This window comes from Anaerobacillus sp. QJM3NY_32 (assembly GCF_056173645.1).
Window position 1 is genome coordinate 151668 of sequence record NZ_CM149684.1, and the last position, 22684, is coordinate 174351.

General features: G+C 43.6%; 25 protein-coding genes, 10 tRNA genes and 3 rRNA genes. 35 read left to right on the forward strand and 3 right to left on the reverse strand.

Annotated elements, in window-relative coordinates:
* Positions 1-37: 37 nt before the first annotated feature.
* The 18 genes from AC0VYH_RS00825 (at position 38) to AC0VYH_RS00910 (ending at position 11679) form a co-directional block, all read left to right on the forward strand.
* Positions 38-688, forward strand: a complete 651-nt coding sequence (locus AC0VYH_RS00825) for an adenylate kinase (RefSeq protein WP_475373184.1) — start codon at positions 38-40, stop codon at positions 686-688.
* Positions 688-1434: a type I methionyl aminopeptidase gene (map, locus tag AC0VYH_RS00830; protein ID WP_194220304.1), complete on the forward strand. Its 747-nt coding sequence runs from the start codon at positions 688-690 to the stop codon at positions 1432-1434. The genes AC0VYH_RS00825 and map overlap by 1 nt, the downstream gene beginning before the upstream one ends.
* A gap of 16 nt (positions 1435-1450) precedes the next feature.
* Complete coding sequence (locus AC0VYH_RS00835; protein WP_475368290.1) at positions 1451-1771, forward strand: KOW domain-containing RNA-binding protein; 321 nt, start codon at positions 1451-1453, stop codon at positions 1769-1771.
* Entirely contained in the window at positions 1764-1982 is a 219-nt protein-coding gene (infA, locus tag AC0VYH_RS00840) for a translation initiation factor IF-1 (RefSeq protein WP_098445993.1), read from the forward strand. The genes AC0VYH_RS00835 and infA overlap by 8 nt, the downstream gene beginning before the upstream one ends.
* 35 nt (positions 1983-2017) lie before the next feature.
* The gene (rpmJ, locus tag AC0VYH_RS00845; protein ID WP_003720928.1) at positions 2018-2131 is read left to right on the forward strand and encodes a 50S ribosomal protein L36; all 114 of its coding nucleotides are present in this window, start codon (positions 2018-2020) and stop codon (positions 2129-2131) included.
* A 21-nt stretch (positions 2132-2152) separates the two neighbouring features.
* The gene (gene rpsM, locus AC0VYH_RS00850; protein WP_048313347.1) at positions 2153-2518 is read left to right on the forward strand and encodes a 30S ribosomal protein S13; all 366 of its coding nucleotides are present in this window, start codon (positions 2153-2155) and stop codon (positions 2516-2518) included.
* Positions 2519-2534: 16 nt separating this feature from the next.
* Positions 2535-2930: a 30S ribosomal protein S11 gene (gene rpsK / locus AC0VYH_RS00855; RefSeq protein ID WP_048313348.1), complete on the forward strand. Its 396-nt coding sequence runs from the start codon at positions 2535-2537 to the stop codon at positions 2928-2930.
* 244 nt (positions 2931-3174) lie between these two features.
* Positions 3175-4119, forward strand: coding sequence for a DNA-directed RNA polymerase subunit alpha (locus AC0VYH_RS00860; protein ID WP_194220306.1), 945 nt, complete (start codon positions 3175-3177; stop codon positions 4117-4119).
* A 47-nt stretch (positions 4120-4166) separates the two neighbouring features.
* The gene (gene rplQ / locus AC0VYH_RS00865; RefSeq protein WP_098445995.1) at positions 4167-4529 is read left to right on the forward strand and encodes a 50S ribosomal protein L17; all 363 of its coding nucleotides are present in this window, start codon (positions 4167-4169) and stop codon (positions 4527-4529) included.
* A 303-nt stretch (positions 4530-4832) separates the two neighbouring features.
* Positions 4833-5672, forward strand: a complete 840-nt coding sequence (locus AC0VYH_RS00870; protein WP_194220307.1) for an energy-coupling factor ABC transporter ATP-binding protein — start codon at positions 4833-4835, stop codon at positions 5670-5672.
* Positions 5648-6517, forward strand: coding sequence for an energy-coupling factor ABC transporter ATP-binding protein (locus AC0VYH_RS00875; protein WP_194220308.1), 870 nt, complete (start codon positions 5648-5650; stop codon positions 6515-6517). The genes AC0VYH_RS00870 and AC0VYH_RS00875 overlap by 25 nt, the downstream gene beginning before the upstream one ends.
* Entirely contained in the window at positions 6514-7311 is a 798-nt protein-coding gene (locus AC0VYH_RS00880; RefSeq protein ID WP_475366292.1) for an energy-coupling factor transporter transmembrane component T family protein, read from the forward strand. Before AC0VYH_RS00875 ends, AC0VYH_RS00880 begins: the two co-directional genes overlap by 4 nt.
* A gap of 11 nt (positions 7312-7322) precedes the next feature.
* Positions 7323-8063, forward strand: coding sequence for a tRNA pseudouridine(38-40) synthase TruA (gene truA, locus AC0VYH_RS00885; RefSeq protein ID WP_194220310.1), 741 nt, complete (start codon positions 7323-7325; stop codon positions 8061-8063).
* Between the two features lie 170 nt (positions 8064-8233).
* A complete protein-coding gene (gene rplM, locus AC0VYH_RS00890; protein ID WP_048313355.1) occupies positions 8234-8671 on the forward strand; it encodes a 50S ribosomal protein L13 in 438 nt (145 codons plus the stop codon).
* Positions 8672-8690: 19 nt separating this feature from the next.
* Positions 8691-9083 (forward strand): 30S ribosomal protein S9, encoded by a 393-nt coding sequence (gene rpsI / locus AC0VYH_RS00895; protein ID WP_048313356.1) that lies wholly within the window; start codon positions 8691-8693, stop codon positions 9081-9083.
* A gap of 194 nt (positions 9084-9277) precedes the next feature.
* The gene (locus AC0VYH_RS00900; protein WP_194220311.1) at positions 9278-9715 is read left to right on the forward strand and encodes a DUF2521 family protein; all 438 of its coding nucleotides are present in this window, start codon (positions 9278-9280) and stop codon (positions 9713-9715) included.
* Positions 9716-9797: 82 nt separating this feature from the next.
* The gene (cwlD, locus tag AC0VYH_RS00905) at positions 9798-10511 is read left to right on the forward strand and encodes an N-acetylmuramoyl-L-alanine amidase CwlD (RefSeq protein WP_475366293.1); all 714 of its coding nucleotides are present in this window, start codon (positions 9798-9800) and stop codon (positions 10509-10511) included.
* 133 nt (positions 10512-10644) lie between these two features.
* A complete protein-coding gene (locus tag AC0VYH_RS00910) occupies positions 10645-11679 on the forward strand; it encodes an Mrp/NBP35 family ATP-binding protein (protein ID WP_194220313.1) in 1035 nt (344 codons plus the stop codon).
* A gap of 42 nt (positions 11680-11721) precedes the next feature.
* Here AC0VYH_RS00910 and gerD read toward each other — a convergent pair whose 3' ends face one another.
* Positions 11722-12357, reverse strand: a complete 636-nt coding sequence (gerD, locus tag AC0VYH_RS00915) for a spore germination lipoprotein GerD (RefSeq protein WP_430246585.1) — start codon at positions 12355-12357, stop codon at positions 11722-11724.
* 149 nt (positions 12358-12506) lie between these two features.
* Here gerD and AC0VYH_RS00920 point away from each other — a divergent pair, with 149 nt between their 5' ends.
* Positions 12507-13109 carry a KinB-signaling pathway activation protein gene (locus AC0VYH_RS00920; protein ID WP_475366295.1) on the forward strand — a complete coding sequence of 201 codons (603 nt, stop codon included), beginning with the start codon at positions 12507-12509 and terminating at the stop codon, positions 13107-13109.
* 34 nt (positions 13110-13143) lie between these two features.
* On the opposite strand, the gene pdaB is transcribed toward AC0VYH_RS00920, so the two are convergent.
* Entirely contained in the window at positions 13144-13902 is a 759-nt protein-coding gene (gene pdaB / locus AC0VYH_RS00925; RefSeq protein WP_194220316.1) for a polysaccharide deacetylase family sporulation protein PdaB, read from the reverse strand.
* Positions 13903-14021: 119 nt separating this feature from the next.
* On the opposite strand from pdaB, the gene AC0VYH_RS00930 reads away from it, so the two are divergent.
* From AC0VYH_RS00930 to rocF, 15 genes are all read left to right on the forward strand, one after another.
* Complete coding sequence (locus tag AC0VYH_RS00930; RefSeq protein WP_194220317.1) at positions 14022-14246, forward strand: hypothetical protein; 225 nt, start codon at positions 14022-14024, stop codon at positions 14244-14246.
* A 248-nt stretch (positions 14247-14494) separates the two neighbouring features.
* Positions 14495-16046, forward strand: a 16S ribosomal RNA gene (locus tag AC0VYH_RS00935).
* A 237-nt stretch (positions 16047-16283) separates the two neighbouring features.
* Positions 16284-19213 (forward strand): 23S ribosomal RNA (locus AC0VYH_RS00940).
* Between the two features lie 256 nt (positions 19214-19469).
* Positions 19470-19586, forward strand: a 5S ribosomal RNA gene (rrf, locus tag AC0VYH_RS00945).
* Together the 16S, 23S and 5S rRNA genes with 10 tRNA genes alongside form the textbook arrangement of a ribosomal RNA operon.
* Positions 19587-19596: 10 nt before the next feature.
* A tRNA-Asn gene (locus AC0VYH_RS00950) sits at positions 19597-19671 on the forward strand.
* Between the two features lie 4 nt (positions 19672-19675).
* A tRNA-Thr gene (locus tag AC0VYH_RS00955) sits at positions 19676-19751 on the forward strand.
* A gap of 6 nt (positions 19752-19757) precedes the next feature.
* Positions 19758-19832, forward strand: a tRNA-Glu gene (locus AC0VYH_RS00960).
* 22 nt (positions 19833-19854) lie between these two features.
* A tRNA-Val gene (locus tag AC0VYH_RS00965) sits at positions 19855-19930 on the forward strand.
* A gap of 77 nt (positions 19931-20007) precedes the next feature.
* A tRNA-Thr gene (locus tag AC0VYH_RS00970) sits at positions 20008-20083 on the forward strand.
* 10 nt (positions 20084-20093) lie between these two features.
* Positions 20094-20178 (forward strand) — tRNA-Tyr (locus AC0VYH_RS00975).
* 4 nt (positions 20179-20182) lie between these two features.
* Positions 20183-20258 (forward strand) — tRNA-Lys (locus AC0VYH_RS00980).
* Between the two features lie 3 nt (positions 20259-20261).
* Positions 20262-20336 (forward strand) — tRNA-Gly (locus AC0VYH_RS00985).
* Between the two features lie 10 nt (positions 20337-20346).
* Positions 20347-20420 (forward strand) — tRNA-Gly (locus AC0VYH_RS00990).
* 3 nt (positions 20421-20423) lie between these two features.
* A tRNA-Ala gene (locus AC0VYH_RS00995) sits at positions 20424-20499 on the forward strand.
* A 259-nt stretch (positions 20500-20758) separates the two neighbouring features.
* Positions 20759-21661 (forward strand): arginase, encoded by a 903-nt coding sequence (gene rocF, locus AC0VYH_RS01000; RefSeq protein WP_194222547.1) that lies wholly within the window; start codon positions 20759-20761, stop codon positions 21659-21661.
* 22 nt (positions 21662-21683) lie between these two features.
* Here rocF and AC0VYH_RS01005 read toward each other — a convergent pair whose 3' ends face one another.
* Positions 21684-21896, reverse strand: coding sequence for an aspartyl-phosphate phosphatase Spo0E family protein (locus AC0VYH_RS01005; protein WP_194222546.1), 213 nt, complete (start codon positions 21894-21896; stop codon positions 21684-21686).
* A 216-nt stretch (positions 21897-22112) separates the two neighbouring features.
* Here AC0VYH_RS01005 and sigW point away from each other — a divergent pair, with 216 nt between their 5' ends.
* The gene (sigW, locus tag AC0VYH_RS01010) at positions 22113-22676 is read left to right on the forward strand and encodes an RNA polymerase sigma factor SigW (protein ID WP_194222545.1); all 564 of its coding nucleotides are present in this window, start codon (positions 22113-22115) and stop codon (positions 22674-22676) included.
* The last annotated feature ends 8 nt before the right edge of the window (positions 22677-22684 follow it).

Here is a 22684-nt window from a genome sequence, read left to right on the forward strand (position 1 = left end):
CCTTCATCCTCGATTGGGTGACGTGCGGAGGGATTAGATGAATCTAGTATTAATGGGGCTTCCGGGTGTCGGAAAAGGAACCCAGGCAGAAAAGATTGTCGAAAAGTATGGTATCCCTCATATCTCTACTGGAGATATGTTCCGAGCAGCGATCAAAGAAGGAACGCCTCTTGGTCTAAAAGCAAAAGAGTACATGGATTCTGGAAACCTCGTACCTGATGAAGTAACTATCGGTATAGTACGGGAGCGTTTAGGAAAAGATGATTGCGAAAAAGGATTTCTCCTCGATGGTTTTCCAAGAACCGTCGCACAGGCTGATGCGCTTGAAACGATCTTAGCCGATCTTGGTAAAAAACTTGACTACGTGGTAAACATTGCAGTCGAGGAAGATCAACTCATGCAGCGTTTGACTGGACGTCGCGTTTGCCGAAATTGTGGAGCAACCTATCACGTAATCTTTAATCCACCTAAAGAAGATGGAATTTGTGATAAGTGCGGTGGAGAACTTTATCAACGTGATGATGATAAGGAAGAAACTGTGCGAACTCGCCTCGAAGTCAACAAGCAGCAACAGCAGCCATTGTTGACCTTTTATGAAGGCAAGGGCTATCTTAAAACGATTGATGGCAACAGAAACATCAATGAGGTGTTTGAAGATGTCGACCAACTCCTAAAAGGGTTGTCGTAATGATTATTTGCAAGACTCCTCGTGAACTTGATATCATGCGAGAAGCAGGCAAAATTGTCGCGTTAACACATCAAGAACTACAGAAGCACATCAAGCCTGGAGTTACGACAAAAGAGCTGGATACGATTGCCGATCGGTTTATTCGTCAGCTTGGTGCAATTCCTTCCTTTAAGGGTTACAATGGATTTACTGGAAGTATATGCGCTTCAGTCAATGAAGAGCTTGTACATGGTATTCCAGGAGATCGCGTGTTGGCGGAGGGAGATATAATTAGCATTGATATTGGTGCTAAGTATAATGGTTATCATGGCGATTCAGCCTGGACCTATCCTGTTGGCACTATCTCAGAAGAAGACGAACGGTTGTTAAAAGTTACCGAGGAATCGTTATATAAAGGGTTGAATGAGACGAAGGCCGGTAGGAGGCTTTCTGATATTTCTCATGCGATCCAAGCATATGCCGAAGCTGAGGGTTTTTCGATTGTACGAGAATATGTTGGTCATGGTGTAGGTCAGGACCTTCATGAAGATCCTCAAATTCCCCATTACGGTCCTCCAGGAAAAGGACCGAGGCTTAAGCAGGGGATGGTCCTTGCAGTAGAGCCAATGGTGAATCTGGGCTCTCGCTACGTTCGAACACTTTCGGATAATTGGACTGTAGTAACAACTGACGGTAAGAACTGTGCTCATTTCGAGCATACGATTGCCGTTACAGAAGAAGGATATGAAATACTAACAAAAGCCTAAGTGAAGGTGATGGTTCGTGAAAGAGTCGGATACCGTTCCCGAGATCGGTCAGATCGTTTGGAATAGACGGGGAAGAGACGCTGAACAATATAGCGTGATTGTAGGGATTGTTGATGAACGTTATGTTTTCTTAGCCGATGGTGACAAACGAAAGTTTGATCGTCCTAAGCGGAAGAACCTCGCACACCTTGAGCTGGTAGAGTATATATCTCCTGAGGTAAAGCGAAGTCTTGAAGAAACGGGCCGTGTCACAAATGGCAAGCTACGTTTCGCGATCTCAAAGTATATGAATGAACACGTCATTGATTTAAAGGAGGGAGAGCAAGTAGATGGCTAAAGAAGAAGTAATTGAAATGGAAGGCACGGTTATCGAACCTCTACCGAATGCAATGTTTCGAGTAGAACTCGAAAACGGTCATAAGATTCTTGCTCACGTATCCGGAAAGATACGTATGCATTACATCCGTATTCTACCAGGTGACAAAGTAACTGTTGAGCTTTCTCCATATGACTTATCACGTGGTCGTATCACGTATCGATATAAATAAGAAATTAATCTCCGTATATAAGGAGGGTTAAAATAATGAAAGTAAGACCGTCAGTAAAACCAATGTGTGAAAAATGTAAAGTTATTCGCCGTAAAGGGAAAGTCATGGTTATCTGTGAAAATCCAAAGCATAAGCAAAAACAAGGCTAATATATAAGGAGGTGCAACGTAATGGCACGTATTGCTGGTATTGATGTTCCACGCGAAAAGCGCATCGTAATCGCGTTAACTTACGTTTATGGAATCGGTAAAACAACTGCGAAACAAGTTCTAGTTGACGCTGGTGTTTCTGAAGACACTCGTGTACGCGACTTAACTGAAGAAGAGCTCGGAAAAATCCGTGAAGTAGTAGACAAAATTAAGGTTGAGGGTGATCTTCGTCGTGAAATCTCACTTAACATTAAACGTCTAATCGAAATCGGTTCTTATCGTGGTATCCGCCACCGTCGTGGTCTTCCTGTCCGAGGTCAACATACGAAGAACAACTCTCGTACTCGTAAAGGCCCTCGCCGTACAGTAGCTAACAAGAAGAAGTAAGGGAGGTAATTAACAAATGGCTAAACAACGTAAAGCAAATACACGTAAAAAGCGCGTGAAAAAGAATGTTGAGAGTGGAGTAGCTCATATCCGTTCCACTTTTAACAACACAATCATTACGATTACTGATACTCACGGAAATGCGATTTCTTGGGCAACTTCCGGAAACATGGGCTTCAAAGGTTCTCGTAAGTCTACTCCATTCGCTGCTCAAATGGCTGCTGAAACTGCAGGTAAAACTGCACAGGAGCACGGCATGAAAACTGTAGAAGTTTCTGTTAAAGGCCCTGGTGCTGGTCGTGAAGCTGCAATTCGTGCACTTCAAGCTGTAGGTCTAGAGGTTACTGCGATCCGTGACGTAACTCCAGTACCTCATAACGGCTGCCGTCCGCCAAAACGTCGTAGAGTCTAAGGTAGTAGAGAGTTCAAAAACGTAGATGTTCCCTTCGGGAGAATGCCTGGTTTTGAACAATCTCTTATGGAAAGATTCAATCTATCGGTATACAATTGATGAACATGTCAATAATGATAATGTATAAATTGTTGACGGTTGACGAATCATAATTAGGTTGTTGGTATTTGAACCACCTAAGGGGATTATTCGGTTAGACAGCATGTCTAACCGAAGTTCGACGTTTTGAAGGAGGGTTTGTTGGATGATCGAAATCGAAAAGCCAAAAATTGAAGCGGTAGCTATCAACGAGGATGCAAAATACGGTAAGTTTGTTGTAGAACCATTAGAGCGTGGTTATGGAACTACCCTGGGTAACTCCCTTCGTCGTATCCTGTTATCTTCACTTCCTGGTGCTGCTGTCACATCCGTACAAATTGAAGGAGTACTCCATGAGTTCTCTACAATTGAAGGCGTACATGAAGATGTAACAACTATCATTCTCAATCTTAAGAAGTTAGCTATGAAAGTTTACTCTGAAGAAGAGAAGACATTGGTTGTTGATGTACAAGGACCAGGAACGGTAACAGCAGGAGATATTACTCATGACAGCGACGTGGAGATCTTAAACCCTGACCTTCATATTGCTACCCTTTCTGCTAGTGCGCGTTTCCAGATGCGAGTTACTGCAATTCGTGGAAGAGGCTATGTACAAGCGGAAGGAAACAAAAATGATGAACAGCCAATCGGTGTAATTCCGGTTGACTCGATCTTCACACCTGTTTCTCGTGTTAACTACCAGGTTGAAAACACTCGCGTTGGCCAGGTAACAAATTATGACAAACTAACCCTTGATGTTTGGACAGATGGAAGCATTCGTCCTGAAGAAGCTGTTTCGTTAGGTGCAAAGATTTTAAATGAACATTTAAACATTTTTGTTGGTTTAACGGACCAGGCTCAAAATGCTGAAATCATGGTCGAAAAAGAAGAGGATCAAAAAGAGAAAGTGCTTGAGATGACTATCGAAGAGCTTGATCTCTCAGTTCGTTCATACAATTGCCTGAAGCGTGCTGGCATTAATACAGTTCAAGAATTGACTCAGAAGTCTGAAGAAGACATGATGAAAGTTCGTAATCTTGGACGTAAGTCACTTGAAGAAGTACAAGAGAAGCTTGAAGAGCTTGGGCTTGGACTTCGTAACGAAGAATAGATATTTAAAGTTGTTGATTTTATAAACAACAAAGGAGGGAATACTTCATGGCATACCAAAAGTTAGGTCGTACTAGTGATACGCGTAAAGCGCTATTCCGTGACCTTGTTACAGATTTGATCATCAATGAACGTATTGAAACGACAGAATCAAAGGCGAAAGAACTTCGTTCTTTCATCGACAAAATGATTACGCTTGGTAAACGCGGAGATCTACACGCACGTCGTCAAGCAGCTTCTTTCATCCGTAACGAAGTAGCGGATCAAGAAAGCGGTCAAGATGCAGTTCAAAAACTATTCAGCGATATCGCTCCTCGTTATGCAGAGCGTCAAGGCGGTTACTCTCGTATCCGTAAACTTGGACCACGCCGCGGTGACGGTGCTGAAATGGTTATCATCGAGCTAGTATAAGACGCACTTGATTAAAAGGGCGGGACAGGATCTCGACATTGGATACTGATTCTATGCCCTTTTTTCGTGCGTTTTTTTGTTTGAATCGCACAAATTCAAGTGGTTATTTGCTGCTTGCCATTAAAAAAAGCCTGGCATCTGCCAGGCTTTTTTTATAGGATAAGTACAGTTAATATCACGCATTAAAAAGCTTATTATACTGATAGGAAAAAGCGGCGGTTCCAACTGCCCGCCTTTTTTTCGCACCAGTATATTGCCTGAAGCGATCACCGCTTGAAATTAGCAGAGGCAGGAGGAACGAGTATGGAAGAACTAATCACCGTTCAAAATGTATCCTTTCGGTATCAGGAAGAGCAACCCCATGTATTGCATGATGTTTCATTATCTGTTCATAAGGGTGAATGGCTAGCGATAGTAGGACATAATGGTTCTGGGAAGTCGACACTTGCAAAGCTTCTAAATGGGCTGCAACTTCCTGAAAAAGGCGATGTTACCGTAGAAGGATATAACAGTAGAGATGAGGAAAGTATTTGGGAAATTAGAAGAAGAGTGGGGATCGTATTTCAAAACCCAGACAATCAGTTTGTAGGTACGTCTGTGCGTGATGATGTAGCTTTTGGTCTTGAAAATAACGGAATGGCACGCGAAAAAATGTTGGAGCGCATCCATGAGAGTGTGAATAAGGTGCGGATGGCAGATTACCTTGATCAAGAGCCACACCGTCTCTCAGGTGGTCAAAAGCAACGTGTAGCGATTGCTGGGATTATTGCCTTAAGACCATCCATTGTCATCCTAGATGAAGCCACTTCTATGCTAGATCCAGCTGGTCGTAAAGAAGTGCTTCAAACAATGCGTGAGCTTAAAGACGAAGAAGGCATGACGGTGATCTCTATCACCCATGATCTCGAAGAAGCTGCACAAGCTGATCGATTGATCGTCATGAATGCAGGAGAGGTCATTGATGAAGGTCTTCCGGTTGATGTGTTTAAGAAAGGTGACATGCTTGAGCAAATTGGTTTAGATTTGCCGTTTCCACTTCAGGTGCAGCGAGCACTCAGTGAGAAAGGCTATGATTTCTCAAAGCTTACTTTATCTCAAGAGGAACTGGTGAATGAGCTATGGACATTACAATCAAAGATTTAGAGCATTCTTATGGTAGAGGGACCCCTTTCGAAAGAAAAGCGCTCTCTGAAATATCGTTATCTATCCCAGCACGTACTTTCCAAACGATTATTGGGCATACAGGCTCAGGCAAATCAACGCTGATCCAGCATTTAAATGGGTTACTTAAACCTACAAAAGGAAGCATTCAGATTGGCGACTTTTTGATTCGAGCTGGTGAGAAAGAAAAACGCCTAAAAGCCCTAAGAGAGCATGTAGGGATCGTTTTTCAATATCCAGAACATCAGTTGTTTGAAGAGACTATAGAGAAAGATATTATCTTTGGTCCTCGTAATTTTGGAGTATCAGAAGAAGAAGCGAAACAGCGTGCAGCGAGGTTAATTGAACAAGTGGGACTTGATCAATCATACCTTAGCCGTTCTCCGTTTGATTTGAGTGGTGGCCAAATGCGCAGAGTAGCTATTGCAGGAGTACTAGCGATGAAACCATCTATTCTAATTCTCGATGAACCTACTGCTGGACTAGACCCTAAAGGGCGACGGGAGATTATGAGTCTCTTTTATCGTTTACATCAGGAGGAGGGCCTCACTACGATTCTAGTGACCCATAGCATGGAAGATGCAGCGCAGTATTCCGATGAGATCGTCATAATGGAAAAGGGCGGTGTGGCACTTCAGGGGAAACCTGAGGAAATTTTCGCTAATTCCGATGCGTTAAAGAAACTAAGTCTTGATGTACCAGAAACTGTTAAGTTCATTCATCGGCTAGAAGAACGCTTTAATCTCAGTCTGCCAAAGAGTGTATTTACTCTCGATGCGGCAGTTGATGCAGCCCTGTCTATTTTGCAGAAAGGAGATGATTCTTGATGCAAAATATTATTATTGGTCAATACGTCCCAGGTCAATCCTTCATTCATAAACTTGATCCAAGAGCGAAGTTGCTAACGGCGTTTCTATTTGTTATTATCGTTTTCTTGGCTAACAATTGGATTACCTACGCATTACTTGGTGGTTTTACACTTCTAGCGATCCTGGTATCCAAATTACCATTGCGCTATATCTATAATGGTTTAAAACCAATTTTACTTGTTATCATTTTAACGTTTCTTCTTCATGTGTTTTTAACGAAAGAGGGACCGCTGCTGTTTGATTTTGGTTTTCTTGACGTTTATGAAGGTGGCTTGAAGCAAGGTGTATTTATTTCACTCCGGCTATTGTTTTTAATCATGATTACTTCCTTGTTAACTCTGACGACAACGCCTATTGATATTACAGTAGGTATTGAAACGTTACTTGGACCTATGAAAAAAATTGGTCTTCCTGTTCATGAGTTTGCTCTCATGATGTCTATTGCTCTTCGGTTTATTCCGACGCTTCTGGAAGAAACTGAGAAGATTATGAAAGCACAATCTGCACGAGGTGCGCAATTTTCTAGTGGACCAATTAAAGAACGATTGAAAAGTATTGTTCCTCTGCTAGTACCTCTCTTTGTAAGTGCATTTAAGCGTGCTGAAGATCTTGCTATGGCAATGGAGGCTAGAGGATATCGTGGAGGAGAAGGAAGAACTAGCATCCGATTACTGAAGTGGTCAGGAAAAGATACAGCCTTATTTCTTATCCTCCTCCTTCTATGTGTTAGTTTGCTGCTTCTAAGAAGTTAGGGGAGAATGTGATGCAACGAATAAAAATGACCCTCTCTTATGACGGGACGGCTTTTAATGGTTATCAAATTCAGCCAAATGGCCGCACAGTTCAAGAGGAAGTGCAGTGCGCCCTGAAGCAGATGCATAAAGGCGCCTCTATTCCGATTACCGGATCAGGAAGAACGGATGCTCGGGTGCATGCTCACGGGCAGATTATTCATTTTGACACCCCGCTTTCGATTCCTTCTGAAAATTGGACACGGGCATTAAACGCTCAGCTCCCACAGGATGTGAGGGTTTTACACACTGAAACCGCTCCTAGCGATTTCCATGCGAGGTATGATGTCGTTCGCAAAACCTATCAATATCGAGTGCATAATCGTGCAGCTTCAGATGTTTTTAGAAGAAACTATGCCGTACATGAACCTCATCCGCTCAATGTTAAAGAGATGAGGCGTGCAGCCGCTCACCTCATTGGGGAGCATGACTTTACATCCTTTTGTGCTAGTAAGACTGATGTGAAGAATAAAGTGAGGACCATCTACCGAATAGAAATTGAGCGAATTCAGGATGAACTCGTTTTTACCTTTGAAGGAAGCGGGTTCCTATACAATATGGTTCGCATTTTAATGGGGACATTCCTTGAGATAGGGAGAGGGCGGCGCTCAGCGAATGAAATGGTGTCCATTTTAGAAGCAAAGGATCGAAACACAGCGGGAAAGACGGCACCACCACATGGGCTTTATTTATTGGAAGTCTCTTATAGGTAAAAAAGGAAAGAAAGTTACCAAACACTTGACATTTTCGCCCCAGTATTATAAGATATTCTTTGGTATTTCTACATCCACTTGCCCCGGATTTAGAAATCTGACTGACAACTGACAATGAAAATTCTGTGCTAGTTTTAAAATAAATTGGATTGATTTTAGGAGGGAAACTCATGCGTACAACATTTATGGCTAAAGGCCACGAAGTAGAACGTAAATGGTACATCGTTGACGCTGAAGGTCAAACACTTGGCCGTCTAGCAAGTGAAGTAGCAGCGATCCTGCGCGGTAAAAACAAAGTAACTTTCACACCTCACGTTGACACTGGTGATCATGTGATCATCCTTAACGCTGAGAAAATTGAACTAACTGGTAACAAACTTAATGACAAGATGTACTACCGTCATAGTGGACACCCAGGTGGTTTGAAATCAAGAAATGCTCTTGAAATGCGTACTAACCGTTCTGAGCAAATGCTTGAACTTGCAATCAAAGGTATGCTTCCAAAGAACAGCCTTGGTCGCCAAATGATTAAAAAGCTTCATGTATTCGCTGGTAGCGAGCACAATCACCAGGCACAACAGCCTGAAAAATACGAACTAAGAGGATAATTAAAAGGAGGGAATTAACTTGGCACAAGTACAATACAACGGCACTGGCCGACGTAAAAACTCTGTAGCACGCGTACGTTTACTTCCTGGTAACGGACGTATGGTTATTAACAACCGTGAAATCGATGACTATTTCGATCTTGAAACACTTAAGCTAATCTCTAAGCAACCACTAGTTGAAACTGGTACTGAAGGCACTTACGATATTTTCGTGAATGTTAACGGTGGTGGATTCACTGGACAAGCGGGCGCAATCCGTCACGGTATCGCTCGTGCACTACTTCAAGCTGATCCGGAATCACGCGCTACACTTAAGAGTGCAGGCTTCCTAACACGTGATGCTCGTATGAAAGAACGTAAAAAATACGGTCTTAAAGCAGCACGTCGTGCACCTCAGTTCTCAAAACGTTAATATGGTTTTTCAAAACCTCTGGCCTATGGCCAGGGGTTTTTTTGTATTTAGAAAAGATTTGCTACTATGGTCTTTTTAACAAAAGACTTGAGAATTATTCATTTTGAAGCCTGAATGAATTACCAATTTATTTGCTGTATACTCCCCAACTCTTGAGTGAGACTAAAACAATATGATTCGAGAGGATGGGTGAGATGGACAACGTTATTACTGTATTCAAGGAACGTCAGCGTCATAAACGCCTTGAATTCGAACGAAGGGTGTTGATTGAAATTTCATTGAAAGAGCTATCGGATAACATAAGAGAACTGTTTTCTCCATTTTTCTCAGAGGCTATTCTGTATAAAGGTGATGTGGAGAATGTTTGTATGGACATTGCGATCGAAGCATATTTACTTGGTGCTGAGTATAGCAAGTTTTCTTATTATGGAGAATCAATGTCGACAGCGCATAAACGGTGCTTCAAATTAGAGAAAGCATTAATTGAAGCGTTGTTTGATTACTGGCTTTTCTGGAAAACGTCAGCGGTTTACGAAGAATCATTACAAATTACGTGTGATGTATTTGTTTCGAATTGGTGGAAAGCAGGCTATGAAAAAGGAACAATGAGGCGTCGACTTCGATTACAATAAATTGATTAAGTTCCATGACTAATTCAGCTACCCGTCCCATATAGATAAGATAGGACAAAATAAGGGGCGGTGTTAGTGGGATATGAAAAAGTGGTATAAGCGATTTGGTGTTGCCACTGGAATCATCGTGCTGTTATTTATTATTAATTACAAATTCGCTATTGATTCTTCTTGGGATGCCTGGCATCTTCCTTTATCAGGACAGGTCATTGTCATTGACGCTGGACATGGAGGGGCTGATGGAGGAGCTGTTGGTGATAACGTGGTTGAAAAAGATATTGCGTTAACGATCTCTCTTAAGTTAAGGGATTATCTCCAAGAAGCGGGAGCGCTTGTTATTATGACACGTGAGACGGATACAGATTTAGCAGCAGAAGGAACTAAGGGACTTAGCAATCGAAAAGCTGAAGATTTAAGAAAACGAGTTGAGTTGATTAATGAGGGAAGTAACGATCTTTTTGTGAGTATTCATCTAAATGCGATTCCGTCTTCTAAATGGAGTGGCGCTCAAACGTTTTATAATCCAGTTAATGATGAGAGCCAGGCCTTATCTCGTTTTATTCAGGCTGAAATTAAGCGAAACCTTGAAAACACAAATCGATTGGCTAAAAACATGGATAGTGTATATTTACTAAGAGAGGCTGAAGTTCCAGGAGCTCTTGTTGAAGTTGGCTTCCTTTCTAACCCTACTGAGAGGGAGTTATTAAATACTGAAACGTATCAAAATAAAGTCGCAGCCTCTATTTATCAGGGCATTATACGATATACGACAAATGAGCCAGTACCCGAGGAATAAAGAAAACACTGGCTTATTGTACGTTCTATACTCTTTCATTGATTTGGTATATCCTTCAAGCACCGAAGTCAAAACTCTCTGAATGATATGTTATACTAGCAATGTAATCGAATTCAGAGAAGGTGGTGCCTCCATGTTAACGAAAGATCAAGTCGTTGAATTACTACAAAAGGTGCAAGATCCTATTTTACATAAAAGTATCACGATTCGTGATGTGAAAACGAAAGAAGGCTATGTCAGTGTTAAGGTTGCTCTTGCTCAAACTGAATCAGCTGAACAGATGAAGGTGCAGCAAGAAATCGTCAACACTTTAAAAGGCGAAGGGGCCGAATCAGTGGGATTGCGATTTGAACAGTTGGCGGATGAAGAGCTTCCTGAAGGAACATCTGCTAATCCTGACCTCCCGTCATTGCTTTCTCCAGAAAGTAAAACACAGTTTATCGCAGTGGCAAGTGGAAAAGGTGGCGTAGGTAAATCAACTGTAACCGTAAACCTTGCAACGTCACTTGCCCGTCTTGGAAAAAAGGTCGGCATTATCGATGCAGATATTTATGGATTTAGTGTACCGGATATGATGGGGATTGAAACCAGACCCAAAGTGGAAAACGAAAAAATCTATCCCGTTGAGCGGTTTGGCGTTAAAGTAATGTCTATGGCCTTTTTTGTAGAAGATAACGCTCCTGTTATTTGGCGTGGTCCAATGCTTGGGAAAATGCTGAATAACTTCTTTAGTGAAGTAGATTGGGGAGAGTTAGATTACCTGCTTCTAGATTTACCGCCAGGAACGGGAGATGTAGCATTGGATGTTCATACGATGCTTCCGGCTTCAAAAGAAATCATCGTGACCACTCCTCATGCTACAGCAGCTTTTGTAGCTGCGAGAGCGGGTGCTATGGCGCTTAAAACGAAACATGAAGTGCTTGGTGTTGTTGAAAATATGTCTTACTTTGAGAGTAAAGTAACAGGCGAGAAAGAATATGTGTTTGGTCAAGGTGGAGGAGATAAGTTAGCTTCCGAGTTAACAACTGACATTCTTGGTAGACTTCCTCTTGGGCAGCCAGATTTTAATGATGAAGAATTTGCACCTTCTGTTTATCAAGAAGATCATCCGATTGGACAGCAATATCTTCACATTGCACAAGAAATCTTAAAAAGAACAGCAAAATAATAATAAAAGGGCATGCGAGCGCATGTCCTTTTATTATGCAGATTATTTCTGACCAGAATTTGATCCTTCGCCACTATCTGATTCGGTATTGTCTGTGTTTTCTTCTTTCTTATTACCGCTCTCAGATGATTTTAGTTGTTCAGAAGTAATTCCAGTTAACATTTCCTGGATTTTGGCCTGGAATAACGGACTTTCAAATGTTTCGGATATAAGGTCTTTAATTTGCTGTCTCGATTGTTTACTTTCGAGTAGTTGTAAATAATGTTTTTCCATTACCGGATCTTGCAAGAGATCCATCATTTTTTCCTGGTATTCTGGATCATCCATCAGTGATTTAAATAATTTCTCATTTTCACTTTGAATGTTCTTGGCAAAGTTCTCAACGAACGCAGGATCTTTCAGCATTTCTTGCCAGTAATCTTTTCCTTCTTCAGTTGTTAGTACTTTTTGTATGGTTTCTTTCACAAATGGCTGTTCCATAACAAGTTGTTTTTTTATTTCTTCATCTGACATGACTTCTTGAATTGCTTTCTTGCCATCATCTGATTTAAGTAGATCGACAAGCATCTTTTTCGTTTCTTCGTAATTAGCCTGAGATCCTTCAGCAGAACCCGAGGCACATCCGGTTATTAAAAGAATGGTTAATCCAAGAGCAAGCAGTTTGAATCCATGACTCATAAGTCTGTGCTCCTTTCTCGAGGTGTTAACCTTAATATTAGGCGAAACTGTGAATTTATACCCGGTGAATAAAGGAAGGGTGGCAATTTAAAAGTGGCATTGGTACAATTCAACATAGAAGCACCATTAACGTTTACGGGGGTTTGATTTTGAAAACAAGAAATCTTGTTTACTTATTTTTTACAACCCTTCTGATTGGATCAACAGCAGGTATGCTCACAGGGATTGTTTTAGATTGGTCACAGTATTGGACGGATCTGAAAAATGGAGAATTTGTTTCGTTCCTCATTGTGATACTCTGGTTACTGGGAGTATCTAGTATCTTTAGTTTGATTAGTCAGATGGGATTCTTTGCCTATTTAACAATTCATCGTTTTGGTCTTGGTATCTTTAAATCAGTAAAGCTTTGGAATACGATACAAGTCGTACTTATTGCGGTCGCTCTATTCGATCTTGTCTACTTCCGCTATGCTGTTTTTGCTGAAAAAGGAGAGAGTATTCTAAGTTATATCTTGACCGCTCTTTTTATTTTGATTATTGGATTGGTAACAGCATATATTAAGCAAAAAGAAACGAATAAGCAGGCCTTTATTCCAGCTCTTTTCTTTATTGTTGTTGTAACTATTCTTGAGTGGATTCCTGGCCTGCAAAGTAATGATCCAAAATGGCTCTGGCTTATTTTGATTCCGCTATTGGTGAGTAATGTATGGCAATTGCTAACACTTCATCGATTAATTCGAAAAGAAGCTTAATACACAAAAGCAGCTCTCCTAATCGGAGGGCTGCTTATTTTACTTCCTTGGTATTTATTTTTGCATTAGATACGAGTTCACTGACTGTGACAAAAGAATAGCCTTCCTTTTTTAGAAGAGAGATCATTTCTGGAATGGCTTCAACTGTTTGTTTAGCGGAATCAGATGCATGCATAAGAATGATATCTCCCGGATCAGCTTGTGTTGTTACATTCTGAACAATTTTGTCTACTCCTGGGTTTTTCCAGTCTTCTGAATCGAGACTCCAATGAATGACTGTGTAATTAAACTTCTCAGATAGAATAAGAACACGTTTATCAAAGTTTCCATTTGGTGGTCTTAGTAATTCTGGTTGGTCATCTGTTACTTTTTTGATTGCTTCATTAGAACGAATAATGTCCTTTTTTATTTCCTCGTCCTTCATTGACGTATAGTTCTCATATCGATATCCAAGGTTCCCGATTTCGTGTCCATCTTTTGCAATTTGCTCAACAATTTCAGGGTGGCGTTCAGCCCAGGCTCCCGAAATGAAGAATGAGGCTTTCACTTTATTTTGTTTTAGCTCTTCAAGAATAGGTAGAGCTTTTGTCTCGCCCCAACTAATATCAAAGGTTAATGCAAGACGTTTATCCTCGCTTTTCACGTGATCAATTGCGAGCGGGACGTTGTTATTTGTAAATACAGCGAGGTCCCCACCTTCAATAAAAAGAATAATTGCAGCAAAGAAAGCGGCTGTAACTATAATCAGTCCTTGCTTTATTCGCATGCCATTCCAAATCCAAAAAAACCTCATCATGCACCCCCTTTGTCCCATTCATATGCGAAAAGTTTCTTAACTATGTACAAACTCTAGAGGAGACACATATTTCTTAAAAGCTTAGGTCATACTGGTTTGAGGAAGGAGAGGTTCAGATGATTGGATTCTTAGTAAACTTTAAAGAGATGAAGGAAATCGAATACTTACTTAAAAGAGAAATGGAAGAGCTACTGTTAGACCTGGATAACAATCGAATCGATGGACTAATTAAAAGAGCGATGGAAGAACGATATCACCTTCTATTAGGTATCTATAAAAGAACGGCTACAGAAGCGGAGATTTCGAAGTATAGGCGGATTTTGAAAAAAAGTACAAATTAATTTAAAATACCCCTTGCCAAATAGTACAACTACCTGTATATTTATATAGGTCGCCGCAACAATGCGGTTGACGCCAAAAAGAATTTCAAAAAAGTTATTGACGCTGACGGAGTTAATATGGTATATTAATAAAGTCGCTGAAAACGACATTGAAAGAAACAAATTGATCTTTGAAAACTGAACGAAACGCCATGTAAGTAGTTGTTTCTAAGGAAACAAAACATTGTTTTAAAGCTAGATTAGGCTTTCTATCGGAGAGTTTGATCCTGGCTCAGGACGAACGCTGGCGGCGTGCCTAATACATGCAAGTCGAGCGAAGAGATGGGAGCTTGCTCCCTGATCTTAGCGGCGGACGGGTGAGTAACACGTGGGCAACCTGCCCTGCAGACTGGGATAACTCCGGGAAACCGGAGCTAATACCGGGTAATACATCGCACCGCATGGTGCAATGTTGAAAGTTGGCTTTCGAGCTAACACTGCAGGATGGGCCCGCGGCGCATTAGCTAGTTGGTAAGGTAATGGCTTACCAAGGCGACGATGCGTAGCCGACCTGAGAGGGTGATCGGCCACACTGGGACTGAGACACGGCCCAGACTCCTACGGGAGGCAGCAGTAGGGAATCTTCCGCAATGGACGAAAGTCTGACGGAGCAACGCCGCGTGAGTGACGAAGGCCTTCGGGTCGTAAAGCTCTGTTGTTAGGGAAGAACAAGTACCGTTCGAATAGGGCGGTACCTTGACGGTACCTAACCAGAAAGCCACGGCTAACTACGTGCCAGCAGCCGCGGTAATACGTAGGTGGCAAGCGTTGTCCGGAATTATTGGGCGTAAAGCGCGCGCAGGCGGTCTTTTAAGTCTGATGTGAAAGCCCACGGCTCAACCGTGGAGGGTCATTGGAAACTGGAGGACTTGAGTGCAGAAGAGGAGAGTGGAATTCCACGTGTAGCGGTGAAATGCGTAGATATGTGGAGGAACACCAGTGGCGAAGGCGGCTCTCTGGTCTGTAACTGACGCTGAGGCGCGAAAGCGTGGGGAGCAAACAGGATTAGATACCCTGGTAGTCCACGCCGTAAACGATGAGTGCTAGGTGTTGGGGGGTTCCACCCTCAGTGCTGAAGTTAACACATTAAGCACTCCGCCTGGGGAGTACGACCGCAAGGTTGAAACTCAAAGGAATTGACGGGGGCCCGCACAAGCAGTGGAGCATGTGGTTTAATTCGAAGCAACGCGAAGAACCTTACCAGGTCTTGACATCCTCTGACAATCCTGGAGACAGGACGTTCCCCTTCGGGGGACAGAGTGACAGGTGGTGCATGGTTGTCGTCAGCTCGTGTCGTGAGATGTTGGGTTAAGTCCCGCAACGAGCGCAACCCTTGATCTTAGTTGCCAGCATTTAGTTGGGCACTCTAAGGTGACTGCCGGTGACAAACCGGAGGAAGGTGGGGATGACGTCAAATCATCATGCCCCTTATGACCTGGGCTACACACGTGCTACAATGGACGGTACAAAGGGCAGCAACACCGCGAGGTGAAGCGAATCCCATAAAGCCGTTCTCAGTTCGGATTGCAGGCTGCAACTCGCCTGCATGAAGCCGGAATTGCTAGTAATCGCGGATCAGCATGCCGCGGTGAATACGTTCCCGGGCCTTGTACACACCGCCCGTCACACCACGAGAGTTTGTAACACCCGAAGTCGGTGGGGTAACCTTTATGGAGCCAGCCGCCGAAGGTGGGACAAATGATTGGGGTGAAGTCGTAACAAGGTAGCCGTATCGGAAGGTGCGGCTGGATCACCTCCTTTCTATGGAGAATTACGAAGGTAACTTACGTTACCAACCTTACATGAGCGTTTCGTTTAGTTTTGAAAGAATGATTTATTCTTTCAAACCAGGTGAAGTGATGAAGCTTAGGCGGATTCAAGTAGTAACCTTGTTCCTTGAAAACTAGATAGCACAAACAACGACATCCAATAATTATTTTTTATGCAATAACTTAGTAATAACTGATGCGTTATGGCAGTAATGCCTAACAAATCGAAGGTTAAGCTACTAAGGGCGCACGGTGGATGCCTTGGCACTAGAAGCCTAAGAAGGACGGGACGAACACCGATATGCTTCGGGGAGCTGTAAGTACGCTTTGATCCGGAGATTTCCGAATGGGGGAACCCACCATCTTTAATAGGATGGTATCCATTTCTGAATACATAGGGAATGGAAGGCAGACCCGGGGAACTGAAACATCTCATTACCCGGAGGAAGAGAAAGCAAACGCGATTTCCTGAGTAGCGGCGAGCGAAACGGAATCAGCCCAAACCAGAGGGCTTGCCCTCTGGGGTTGTAGGACGTCTCTTTGGAGTTACAAAGGCACGGATAGACGAAGCGACCTGGAAAGGTCCATCAGAGAAGGTAACAATCCTGTAGTCAAAATCCGATGCCCTCCGAGACGGATCCTGAGTACGGCGGGACACGTGAAACCCCGTCGGAATCCGGGAGGACCATCTCCCAAGGCTAAATACTCTCTAGTGACCGATAGTGAACCAGTACCGTGAGGGAAAGGTGAAAAGCACCCCGGAAGGGGAGTGAAAAAGAACCTGAAACCGTGTGCCTACAACTAGTTGGAGCCCGTTAATGGGTGACAGCGTGCCTTTTGTAGAATGAACCGGCGAGTTACGATCCCGTGCAAGGTTAAGCTGAGAAGGCGGAGCCGCAGCGAAAGCGAGTCTGAATAGGGCGAAATAGTACGTGGTCGTAGACCCGAAACCAGGTGATCTACCCATGTCCAGGGTGAAGTTCAGGTAACACTGAATGGAGGCCCGAACCCACGCATGTTGAAAAATGCGGGGATGAGGTGTGGGTAGCGGTGAAATGCCAATCGAACCTGGAGATAGCTGGTTCTCTCCGAAATAGCTTTAGGGCTAGCCTCGCGGCAAGAATCTTGGAGGTAGAGCACTGATTGGACTAGGGGTCCTTACCGGATTACCGAATCCAGTCAAACTCCGAATGCCAACGATTTATCCGCGGGAGTCAGACTGCGAGTGATAAGATCCGTAGTCGAGAGGGAAACAGCCCAGACCACCAGCTAAGGTCCCAAAGTATACGTTAAGTGGAAAAGGATGTGGCGTTGCTTAGACAACCAGGATGTTGGCTTAGAAGCAGCCATCATTTAAAGAGTGCGTAATAGCTCACTGGTCGAGTGACGCTGCGCCGAAAATGTACCGGGGCTAAACGTATCACCGAAGCTGTGGATTGTCTTACGACAATGGTAGGAGAGCGTTCTAAGGGCTGTGAAGTCAGACCGAAAGGACTGGTGGAGCGCTTAGAAGTGAGAATGCCGGTATGAGTAGCGAAAGACAAGTGAGAATCTTGTCCGTCGAAAGCCCAAGGTTTCCTGAGGAAGGCTCGTCCGCTCAGGGTTAGTCGGGACCTAAGCCGAGGCCGAAAGGCGTAGGCGATGGATAACAGGTTGATATTCCTGTACCACCTCCTTTCCGTTTGAACGACGGGGGGACGCAGAAAGATAGGGAGAGCGCGCTACTGGAAATGCGCGTCCAAGCGATTAGGCTGGTGAATAGGCAAATCCGTTCACCATGAAGGCTGAGTCGTGATGGCGAGGGAAATTTAGTACCGAAGTCCTTGATTCTACGCTGCCAAGAAAAGCCTCTAGTGAGGAAAAAGGTGCCCGTACCGCAAACCGACACAGGTAGGCGAGGAGAGAATCCTAAGACGATCGGGAGAACTCTCGTTAAGGAACTCGGCAAAATGACCCCGTAACTTCGGGAGAAGGGGTGCTTCCTCGGGTTTATAGCCCAGGGGAGCCGCAGTGAAAAGATCCAAGCGACTGTTTAGCAAAAACACAGGTCTCTGCAAAGCCGTAAGGCGAAGTATAGGGGCTGACACCTGCCCGGTGCTGGAAGGTTAAGAGGAGGGGTTATCCCTTACGGGAGAAGCTCTGAATCGAAGCCCCAGTAAACGGCGGCCGTAACTATAACGGTCCTAAGGTAGCGAAATTCCTTGTCGGGTAAGTTCCGACCCGCACGAAAGGTGCAACGACTTGGATACTGTCTCAACGAGAGACCCGGTGAAATTATAGTACCTGTGAAGATGCAGGTTACCCGCGACAGGACGGAAAGACCCCATGGAGCTTTACTGTAGCCTGATATTGGATTTTGGTACAGCTTGTACAGGATAGGTAGGAGCCATAGAAGTCGGACCGCCAGGTTCGATGGAGGCGTCGGTGGGATACTACCCTGGCTGTACTGACATTCTAACCCAGCACCGTGATCCGGTGCGGAGACAGTGTCAGGTGGGCAGTTTGACTGGGGCGGTCGCCTCCTAAAGTGTAACGGAGGCGCCCAAAGGTTCCCTCAGAATGGTTGGAAATCATTCGCAGAGTGTAAAGGCACAAGGGAGCTTGACTGCGAGACCTACAAGTCGAGCAGGGACGAAAGTCGGGCTTAGTGATCCGGTGGTTCCGCATGGAAGGGCCATCGCTCAACGGATAAAAGCTACCCTGGGGATAACAGGCTTATCTCCCCCAAGAGTCCACATCGACGGGGAGGTTTGGCACCTCGATGTCGGCTCATCGCATCCTGGGGCTGAAGTAGGTCCCAAGGGTTGGGCTGTTCGCCCATTAAAGCGGTACGCGAGCTGGGTTCAGAACGTCGTGAGACAGTTCGGTCCCTATCCGTCGCGGGCGCAGGAAATTTGAGAGGAGCTGTCCTTAGTACGAGAGGACCGGGATGGACACACCGCTGGTGTACCAGTTGTTCCGCCAGGAGCATAGCTGGGTAGCTACGTGTGGAAGGGATAAGTGCTGAAAGCATCTAAGCATGAAGCCCCCCTCGAGATGAGATTTCCCACAGCATGAAGCTGGTAAGATCCCTTAGAGATGATGAGGTAGATAGGTTCGGGGTGGAAGCGTGGCAACACGTGGAGCTGACGAATACTAATCGATCGAGGGCTTAACCTAAAAACGAAAAGTAAAGCAGGCTTGGTCACTTTCGTAGACCATTGGAGCTCTTGAACGTAAGGCGCTTTTCGCCTGAAGTGAAAGAGTGAAATGGGCAAGAATGTAGCCTGCGGAACTAGACATTGTTATTGGAAAACGTTGTGCGTGCTATCTAGTTTTCAAGGAATGAAAATTTTTCTTGATCTTTATAAAGAAATATAGTAAGATATATCTTGTCCTTGGTTAAACACTTTCTAGTGGAACAACCTTTGATTAGTCTGGTAATGATGGCGAAGAGGCCACACCCGTTCCCATGCCGAACACGGAAGTTAAGCTCTTCAGCGCCGATGGTAGTTGGGGGATCTCCCCCTGCAAGAGTAGGACGTTGCCAGGCTGACCAATATTCCACAGTAGCTCAGTGGTAGAGCAATCGGCTGTTAACCGATCGGTCGTAGGTTCGAATCCTACCTGTGGAGCCATTATGCTTCCATAGCTCAGCAGGTAGAGCACTTCCATGGTAAGGAAGGGGTCATCGGTTCGAATCCGGTTGGAAGCTCCAGGACATGGCCCGTTGGTCAAGCGGTTAAGACACCGCCCTTTCACGGCGGTAACACGGGTTCGAATCCCGTACGGGTCACCAATTTAATTTATCTATACTCTGTGGAGGATTAGCTCAGCTGGGAGAGCATCTGCCTTACAAGCAGAGGGTCGGCGGTTCGAGCCCGTCATCCTCCACCATTTTTCTTAATAATTGCTTTACCTTCAGGAGTACTCAGTAGAGTGCACTCTTTTTTATTTGTTAATACTATATATTTGCCGGCCTAGCTCAATTGGTAGAGCAACTGATTTGTAATCAGTAGGTTGGGGGTTCAAGTCCTCTGGCCGGCACCATTTTTCCAGTGGAGGGGTAGCGAAGTGGCTAAACGCGGCGGACTGTAAATCCGCTCCCTCAGGGTTCGGCGGTTCGAATCCGTCCCCCTCCACCAGTAAGAGCCATTAGCTCAGTTGGTAGAGCATCTGACTTTTAATCAGAGGGTCGAAGGTTCGAGTCCTTCATGGCTCACCATATGCGGAAGTAGTTCAGTGGTAGAACATCACCTTGCCAAGGTGGGGGTCGCGGGTTCGAATCCCGTCTTCCGCTCCAAACTTTATATGCGGGTGTAGTTTAGTGGTAAAACCTCAGCCTTCCAAGCTGATGTCGTGGGTTCGATCCCCATCACCCGCTCCAAATGGGGCCTTAGCTCAGCTGGGAGAGCGCCTGCCTTGCACGCAGGAGGTCAGCGGTTCGATCCCGCTAGGCTCCACCATTTTCCTTAAACAATGTTTAGGGTTTTTTTTATGTCATAAAATCATTTTGAAGTAGGAAACTTTTCTATTTCTAATGCGCCTTGCAGATGATATATGATTCAGATCCTCCACGGCCAGGCTACTGTTCCTTATATTTATCCGTAAAGAACATCAATTTACGTAATTGTATGAATATTTATTCGTATTTTATGTCAGGTTGAGTCATTTACTGGAATATGGGTAGAATAGAGCTAGACTAGGATACGAGGAGGCTACATAATGAATAATAAACTTTCGATTATAGGAGTACCAATGGATCTTGGCCAAATGAGACGCGGGGTAGACATGGGTCCAAGTGCGATCAGATATGCTGGAATTGTAGAACGGTTATCAAATTTGAATTACGATATTGAAGATCTTGGGGATATTGAAATAGGAAGGCCAGAAAAGCGTCCAGAAGAACAGGATCATCAACTTAAAAATTTGAAAGAAGTTGCTGATGCTAGCGAAAAGCTTTCAAATGTTGTAAATGAAGTGATTAATCGAAAGCGCTTTCCACTAGTGTTTGGTGGAGATCATAGTATTGCTATTGGCACTCTTGCCGGTGTAGCACGTAATTATGAAAATTTAGGCGTTATTTGGTACGATGCGCATGGTGATTTAAATAACTCCGAAACGTCACCATCAGGAAATATTCATGGAATGCCACTTGCAGTTAGTCTTGGTATTGGTGATGAGTCTTTAACTAGCATTTCAGGATATTCACCTAAAATTAAACCAGAAAACATTGTGATTATCGGAGCTCGTTCTCTTGATGATGGTGAGCGTAAACTGATTAAAGAAAAAGGTATTAAAGTATATACGATGCATGAAGTTGACCGTATGGGTATGACGCAAGTAATGGAAGAGGCTATCGAGTATGTATCGAAAGACACTGATGGGGTGCATTTAAGTCTTGACCTTGATGGACTTGATCCGCACGATGCTCCTGGAGTAGGTACACCAGTACTTGGAGGAATTAGCTATCGTGAGAGTCATCTTGCGATGGAAATGCTTGCAGAATCAAACATTTTAACTTCTGCAGAATTCGTTGAAGTGAATCCTATTTTAGACGAGAAAAATAAAACGGCTACTGTTGCCGTCGCTTTAATGGGATCTTTATTTGGGGAAAAATTAAAATAAACACAAAGGCAGCGACTTTATCTTAAGATAAAGCCGCTGTTTTTTTATTTCGACATTGATCATATTCGTTTAATAGATAGTCCAGATAAGTGCTAATTTCAATTATTTCGGAAGAACTAAGTGGTTTGTTCCTTGCTAATAAATTCATTTTATTGCGGGAAGCCTCAATTTCTTGAAGGAGATGATCTTTCTCGCTTTTTATTTGAAAGCTTATTTTTCGATTCAACCTTTCCATGAGCCGAACCACCCTCTCAATAATTTATAGCTTTATACCCTATATATTAAAAAAATAAACTATTTTCACTAGAAAATTATGTATTTTCATTAAAAACAGTAATTCAAACGTGATAGAATAAGGAAAGATTAGAAAATGTTTTTTTAGAAAAAGTGAAACTTTGTTTTTCCTGATACGTAACTATAATAGCCGCAGGAATCAGCGGGGGTTGAAAAAATGGATGCAATCGTAAAAAGAATCGTGTTGAAAGTAAGAAAAGGGGACCATAATGCATTTGGGGAGTTAGTAGAGCTCTATAAAGATCGAGTCTTTGCTTTGACATACCGAATGCTTGGTAACAGGCAGGAAGCTGAGGATGTGGCTCAAGAGGCATTCATTCGTGCTTATACGAACATTGATCGCTATCAGATTGATCGAAAATTCTCTACTTGGTTATATCGTATAGCCACGAACTTATCGATTGATCGTATGCGAAAGAAAAAGCCGGATTATTACCTCGATGCTGAAATTTCGGGAACGGAAGGTCTGACAATGTATTCTCAAGTGTCGACTGATGAACCATTACCTGATGATGAAGTTGTATCGTTAGAGGCACAGGATGGGATACATCAGGCTATTCTAAGTTTGCCAGCTAAGTATCGAAGTGCTATAACTTTAAAGTATATTCAGGAGTTATCGCTAAAGGAAATCAGTGAAATTCTGGATTTACCAGTAGGAACGGTCAAAACCCGAATACATCGGGGTAGAGAAGCGCTTAGAAAGAAGCTTCGAGAGCAGTAAGAAAGGGG

Bases quoted from the DNA above. Each gene is read 5' to 3' on its own strand.
- AC0VYH_RS00825 (WP_475373184.1), top strand. From the start codon at position 38: ATGAATCTAGTATTAATGGGGCTTCCGGGTGTCGGAAAAGGAACCCAG.
- map (WP_194220304.1), top strand. From the start codon at position 688: ATGATTATTTGCAAGACTCCTCGTGAACTTGATATCATGCGAGAAGCA.
- infA (WP_098445993.1), top strand. From the start codon at position 1,764: ATGGCTAAAGAAGAAGTAATTGAAATGGAAGGCACGGTTATCGAACCT.
- rpmJ (WP_003720928.1), top strand. From the start codon at position 2,018: ATGAAAGTAAGACCGTCAGTAAAACCAATGTGTGAAAAATGTAAAGTT.
- rpsM (WP_048313347.1), top strand. From the start codon at position 2,153: ATGGCACGTATTGCTGGTATTGATGTTCCACGCGAAAAGCGCATCGTA.
- rpsK (WP_048313348.1), top strand. From the start codon at position 2,535: ATGGCTAAACAACGTAAAGCAAATACACGTAAAAAGCGCGTGAAAAAG.
- AC0VYH_RS00860 (WP_194220306.1), top strand. From the start codon at position 3,175: ATGATCGAAATCGAAAAGCCAAAAATTGAAGCGGTAGCTATCAACGAG.
- rplQ (WP_098445995.1), top strand. From the start codon at position 4,167: ATGGCATACCAAAAGTTAGGTCGTACTAGTGATACGCGTAAAGCGCTA.
- AC0VYH_RS00870 (WP_194220307.1), top strand. From the start codon at position 4,833: ATGGAAGAACTAATCACCGTTCAAAATGTATCCTTTCGGTATCAGGAA.
- AC0VYH_RS00875 (WP_194220308.1), top strand. From the start codon at position 5,648: ATGGACATTACAATCAAAGATTTAGAGCATTCTTATGGTAGAGGGACC.
- truA (WP_194220310.1), top strand. From the start codon at position 7,323: ATGCAACGAATAAAAATGACCCTCTCTTATGACGGGACGGCTTTTAAT.
- rplM (WP_048313355.1), top strand. From the start codon at position 8,234: ATGCGTACAACATTTATGGCTAAAGGCCACGAAGTAGAACGTAAATGG.
- AC0VYH_RS00900 (WP_194220311.1), top strand. From the start codon at position 9,278: ATGGACAACGTTATTACTGTATTCAAGGAACGTCAGCGTCATAAACGC.
- cwlD (WP_475366293.1), top strand. From the start codon at position 9,798: ATGAAAAAGTGGTATAAGCGATTTGGTGTTGCCACTGGAATCATCGTG.
- AC0VYH_RS00910 (WP_194220313.1), top strand. From the start codon at position 10,645: ATGTTAACGAAAGATCAAGTCGTTGAATTACTACAAAAGGTGCAAGAT.
- gerD (WP_430246585.1), bottom strand. From the start codon at position 12,357: ATGAGTCATGGATTCAAACTGCTTGCTCTTGGATTAACCATTCTTTTA.
- pdaB (WP_194220316.1), bottom strand. From the start codon at position 13,902: ATGAGGTTTTTTTGGATTTGGAATGGCATGCGAATAAAGCAAGGACTG.
- AC0VYH_RS00930 (WP_194220317.1), top strand. From the start codon at position 14,022: ATGATTGGATTCTTAGTAAACTTTAAAGAGATGAAGGAAATCGAATAC.
- rocF (WP_194222547.1), top strand. From the start codon at position 20,759: ATGAATAATAAACTTTCGATTATAGGAGTACCAATGGATCTTGGCCAA.
- AC0VYH_RS01005 (WP_194222546.1), bottom strand. From the start codon at position 21,896: ATGGAAAGGTTGAATCGAAAAATAAGCTTTCAAATAAAAAGCGAGAAA.
- sigW (WP_194222545.1), top strand. From the start codon at position 22,113: ATGGATGCAATCGTAAAAAGAATCGTGTTGAAAGTAAGAAAAGGGGAC.